Source organism: Microcystis sp. M53603_WE2 (genome assembly GCF_030065435.1).
Genome location: NZ_JASJFF010000234.1, coordinates 1 through 2,567 on the forward strand (window position 1 = coordinate 1; position 2,567 = coordinate 2,567).

The 2,567-nt window shown below is 44.5% G+C and carries 3 protein-coding genes; 2 read left to right on the forward strand and 1 reads right to left on the reverse strand.

Features of this window, described 5'->3' with window-relative positions; translation table 11 throughout:
- Positions 1–91: 91 nt before the first annotated feature.
- Entirely contained in the window at positions 92–1,648 is a 1,557-nt protein-coding gene (locus tag PX481_RS05065; protein ID WP_271949430.1) for a M16 family metallopeptidase, read from the forward strand.
- Here the strand turns inward: PX481_RS05065 and PX481_RS05070 are convergent.
- The gene (locus PX481_RS05070; protein ID WP_288093863.1) at positions 1,637–1,783 is read right to left on the reverse strand and encodes a hypothetical protein; all 147 of its coding nucleotides are present in this window, start codon (positions 1,781–1,783) and stop codon (positions 1,637–1,639) included. The two genes, PX481_RS05065 and PX481_RS05070, sit on opposite strands and share 12 nt — an antisense overlap.
- A gap of 71 nt (positions 1,784–1,854) precedes the next feature.
- Here PX481_RS05070 and PX481_RS05075 point away from each other — a divergent pair.
- Positions 1,855–2,567 (forward strand): M16 family metallopeptidase (locus PX481_RS05075; protein ID WP_288093865.1); only part of this gene is annotated, 713 nt, incomplete at its 3' end.

Genomic DNA, 2,567 nt, shown 5'->3' on the forward strand with positions numbered 1-2,567 from the left:
CCTCTCCTGACTCCCATCTCCTGACAATCGACTGCTAAGATCGAACATAGCGATCGATCTCTCGCTCCCACGATACCTGATAAAACTATCTATGATCATTAAAAATAACCCCTATTATCGGGCTGTAATCGGCTTTTGGGTGGCTTTTCTTGTGTTTTGGGGTTTTGGGAGTTTCTCACCCCTTCTTGCCCAAGCGAAAGAGCAACCAGCCGATGTACAATCGATTACCCCCTACCTTAAGCAATTTCAACAAAAAATTACCGAATTTCGCCTCGATAACGGACTAAAATTTATTATCCTAGAAAATCGCGATGCTCCGGTTATTTCCTTTGTTACCTACGCGGATGTGGGAGGTGCCGATGAACCGGACGGTAAAACAGGAGTTGCCCACTTTTTGGAACATTTAGCCTTTAAAGGCACAAAAACCATCGGTACTACCGATTATCTTAGCGAGAAAAAAGTCCTCGATCGCCTTGAAGCTATAGACAAAGAACTACAAGCGGCCAAAAAAGCGGGTAAAAGCGCAGAAGTGGCTAAATTAACGGAAGAATTTCAACAAGCTAAGGCAGAGTCCGAGAAATTCGTCCAACGCAACGAATACGGGCAAATCGTCGAAACTCAGGGAGGAGTCGGTTTAAATGCCACCACTTCCAGCGATGCAACTAGCTATTTTTACAGCTTCCCGTCGAATAAATTGGAATTGTGGATGTCTTTGGAATCGGAACGATTTTTAGAACCGGTGTTCCAACGGGAATTTTACAAAGAAAAAGACGTAATTCTAGAAGAAAGACGGATGCGGACGGATAATAGCCCCTTGGGTCTATTAATCGAAGCTTTTCTCGATCAAGCTTATACTGTCCATCCCTACAAACGTCCCGTTATCGGCTACGATCGAGATATTCGCAATCTGGAACCCTCAGATATCCAAAACTTTTTCGATAAATTTTATCCTGCCAGTAATTTAACCATAGCTATCGCCGGGGATGTGGACCCAGAACAGGTCAAACAGTTAGCTAAAGTTTATTTTGGTCGTTTTCCCGCTAAACCGAAACCCCCACAGGTGAAAGTAGTGGAACCGAACCAAACCAAAACAAAGGAAATTACCCTAAAATTAGCCTCGCAGCCTTGGTATTTAGAAGGATACCATCGTCCCGCCCTCAATCATCCCGATCATGCGGTTTACGAGGTTATCGCCACTTTAATGAGTGAAGGAAGAACTTCGCGACTGTATAAAGCTTTAGTGGAGGACAAACAACTTGCTCTCGCTGCCCAGGGATTTAACGGTTTTCCGGGGGATAAATACCCGAATTTGCTGTTATTCTATGCTCTCAGCGCTCCTAATGTCAGCCTGGAGGAAGTAGCGCAGGGTTTAAATTTGGAGTTGGAAAGATTGAAAAATGAACCGGTTTCGGAACAGGAATTAGAACGGGTTAAAAATCAACTACGGGCAGCCCTATTAAGAGGTCTTGATTCTAACATGGGCATGGCGCGATCCTTGATTGAATACGAGGTAAAAACCGGCGATTGGCGTAATTTATTCGCCCAATTAGATGCTTATAATGCTGTCACGGCAGCTGATATTCAACGGGTGGCTAAAGAAACTTTTACCCCCGAAAATCGCACTATTGGCCGAATTTTACCGAAATAGAGAGATGGGGAGATAGGGAAGTGGGGAAATGGGGGAAGTGGGGAAGTGGGGGAAGTGGGGAAGTGGGGGAATTTCAACTAAAACCCCATCACCCCCCGCAACGCGCACGCAGTGACCACCCCAACACCCCAACACCCCAACACCCCAACACCCTAACACCCTAACACCCTAACACCTAAAACCTAAAACCTAAAATAAATATAATCATGAAAAAACGCTTACAATGGCTAGGTTTAATCCTGATCACCCTGATAGGTGTCCTAGCTTTTCGTTCCCCGGCAATTGCCCAAACCCCGCGACATTTTACTGATTTAACTTTTCCTCCCCTTCCTGAAGTTACAGTTCCCCAATACGAACGTTATCAACTAGATAATGGTATGGTGGTTTATTTAGTGGAGGATCGGAGCTTACCTTTAGTGAGTGGTACGGCGATGATTCGGACAGGAGGGAGATTAGAATCCGGGGAAAAAGTCGGATTAGCCGATATTACTGGAACCGTGTTGCGTAGTGGTGGCACCGAAAAACATCCTTCCAATGTCTTAAATCAATTATTAGAACAAAGAGCAGCCCTAGTAGAAACCTCGATCGATCTTAACGCTGGAACTGCTAGTTTTAGCGCCCTTAGTGAAGATTTAGAAGCAGTTTTTAATCTCTTTGCTGAGGTTTTGCGTTCCCCAGCTTTTGAAAGTCAGAGGGTGGAATTAGCTAAAGTTCAGGAAAAAGGGGCGATTGCTCGACGTAATGATGATCCCAGTGATATTGCTAGTCGGGAGTTTAGAAAGCTAGTCTATGGTGATAATAGCCCCTACGCTCGTACTGTAGAATATAGCACTTTAGCTAATATTGACCGTCAGGATTTAATCGATTTTTATCGTACCTATGTCCGTCCCGACCAAATAATTTTAGGAATTGTCGGTGA